The organism is Streptomyces mexicanus (assembly GCF_902506575.1).
In the GTDB taxonomy this organism is placed as follows: Bacteria; Actinomycetota; Actinomycetes; order Streptomycetales; family Streptomycetaceae; genus Streptomyces; species Streptomyces mexicanus.
This window is the reverse complement of the sequence record NZ_LR732544.1, coordinates 6950806-6953167: the sequence shown is the minus strand read 5'-3', so window position 1 is coordinate 6953167 and position 2362 is coordinate 6950806. Positions and strand designations below refer to the sequence as shown.

At 74.1% G+C, this 2362-nt stretch carries 3 protein-coding genes; all 3 read right to left on the bottom strand.

The genetic code is table 11. The features are described 5' to 3' along the window. The coding region (locus GV126_RS36875; RefSeq protein ID WP_236570196.1) for a TadE/TadG family type IV pilus assembly protein at positions 1 to 323 on the bottom strand (323 nt) is incomplete at its 3' end. Then, entirely contained in the window at positions 320 to 1582 is a 1263-nt protein-coding gene (locus tag GV126_RS31030) for a CpaE/TadZ family protein (protein ID WP_159672850.1), read from the bottom strand. The genes GV126_RS36875 and GV126_RS31030, both read right to left, overlap by 4 nt. A 13-nt stretch (positions 1583 to 1595) precedes the next feature. Beyond that, positions 1596 to 2303, bottom strand: a complete 708-nt coding sequence (cpaB, locus tag GV126_RS31025) for a Flp pilus assembly protein CpaB (RefSeq protein WP_159672848.1) — start codon at positions 2301 to 2303, stop codon at positions 1596 to 1598. Positions 2304 to 2362: the final 59 nt, after the last annotated feature.

Sequence of the window (2362 nt, the reverse complement as noted above, 5' to 3'; positions counted from 1 at the left end):
CCCTCCACGGGCGCCCCCGCCCGCACCGCCTCGTCGGCAGCATTCCCCGCGAGGGTGTACGTGTATCCCAGCAGCACGCACTGCCACAGCAGCACCAGCGTGACGAGGATGGTGGGTGCCATGCCCAGGAACTCGACGGCGACCTGCCCGTCGTCGCGGCGGAGAGCACGGCGGTGGGGCAGTCCGCTGCCGGAGCGCGGGCCGCGGCGGTGCGGCAGCCTACGGCCGTTGGGCAGCCCGCCGTCGCGGCACAGGCCGCGGCCGTGGGGCAGCCCGCGGCCGGACCGTAACCGGTGCCTCGAAGGGGCCGTCCGCATGCTCATCCCCCCGTCCTGCCCCGCCGCCGGAAGCTCACCGAGCCCCGGTCGCCGCGCGGCCGGCCCCCGCCGCCCCGGCCCTGCTCGCCTTCGGACGCCTTGACGAGCCGCAGCTCCCCGGCCAGGCCCCACAGGGCCTGTTTGACGGTGCTGCGGTGGTCCAGGTCGTGGATGCGGCCGGCGCCGACGGCACCCTGGAGTTCCTTGAAGGCGGCCGGGATCGCCGTGGCCGCCACCGCCGTGCCGGTGATCTTCTGGACGAGGGGCGGCTGGATCTCCGCGCCGCGGGTGTGGCGGTTGACGACGACCGTGGTCTCCTCCGCCTTGCGGATCTGCAGCCGGTCCCACATCCGCACGGTCCGCTTGGCGGCGCGTACGGCGACGGCGTCCGGGGTGGTCAGCAGCAGCGCCGTGTCGGCCATCTCCACGGCCGCGGCGCTGGCGCCGCTGAGCTGGGCGCCGCAGTCGAGGACGACGACGTCGTAGCGGGAGCGCAGGGCGCCGACGATGTGGCGGGTGGCCCGGTCGGTGACCTCCTCGCCGCGTTCGCCCTCGCCGGGGGCGAGGAGCAGGGCGAGGCCGGTGTCGTGGCGGAAGACGGCGTCGGCGAGGACGCGCGGGGAGATGTCGGTGATGGCGGCCAGGTCCACCACCGAGCGGCGGAACTGCACGTCCAGGTAGGAGGCGACGTCCCCGGCCTGCAGGTCCATGTCGACCAGGGCCGTGCCGTACCCGGAGGACTGCGCGGCCAGGGCCAGGTGCACGGCGGCGAGGGTGGCGCCCACGCCGCCCTTGGCGCCGCTGACCGTCACCACCCGGCCGCCGGCCCCGCCGAACACGTCGCCGCCGTGCCCGAGGTGGCGGCGTACGCCCGTCGACCACTGGGCCACCGCCTGCACCCGGCTGGCCATTTCCTCGTAGCTCAGCGGGAGCGCCACCAGGCCGCGCGCGCCGGCGTCCATGGCGGCCGAGAACAGCCCCGGTCCGGCGTCGGAGGTGACGAGGATGACGCCCACGGCCGGGAACCGCAGCGCCACCTCGCGGATCAGCTCCAGCGCCGGGACGGGGCCGATCCGCTCGTGCACCACCACGACCTCCGGCAGGTCGTCGACGGACTCGGCGGCCAGGCGGGCGAGGGTGTCGACGAGCTGGGTGGAGTCGGCGACGGGCGGGAGGGGCTCGGCGTCGGGGAGCTGGGTGAGCAGGGTCGTGAGGGACCGGACCGCGTCCGCGTCGCCGACGGCCGGGAGGATCCTGGTGGGCATGCGTGCGGGCCTCTCACTTGTCGTTCGCGAGTTCGTAGGTCCGGTCCTTGGCCGGGACGCCGGTGTCACCGCCGGGCGCCACCAGCGCCAGCCGGACCCGCTGGGCGAAGGACTCGGCGTAGGTGATGCGCTGGGCGTCGAGGGTGGAGAGCGCGAAAGTGATGGGGACGGCCTCGGTGGGCTGCTGAGTGCGGTGGTCGGCGTCGGGGTCCAGGGCGGTGATCTTCCCGACGTCGATCACCCGGGCATTGGTCACGATGATCTTGGACTGGGCGGGGTCGCCCTGGCGCTGCCCGGCGAAGGTGGCGTACACGTTGACCGTCGAGCCCGGCGTGATCTTGCCGGCCACGCCCGTGGCCGCGTCGATCATGATGGCGACCTCCTGCTGCCCCGGCCGCAGGGCGGGCCGCGCCACGATCATGTCGCTCTGCAGGAGCGAGCCCTGCCGGAGCGTGGTGACCGCGATCTTGCCCTGGATCCGGGACAGGTCGGTGACGGCGGTGGGCGACAGCCACCGCTTGGGCATCCGGATCTTCTCGAACTGGCCCGCGCTCAGCGTCGTGTACGGCGCCACGTCGGACTTGAGCCGGTAGGCGGTGACTTCGGGGCCGACCTCGGACTTGACGTCGCTGATGACGGACAGCACGCCCGCGAAGGCGCCCAGGGCGCAGACGACGGACAGCAGCAGGAGTATCACGCCGCGGCGCTGACGGGAGTTCATGAACCGTACTACCTCGTTGGGGGAAGCGGTCGGGCGGAGTGCGGGCGGGCGTTGCGGAG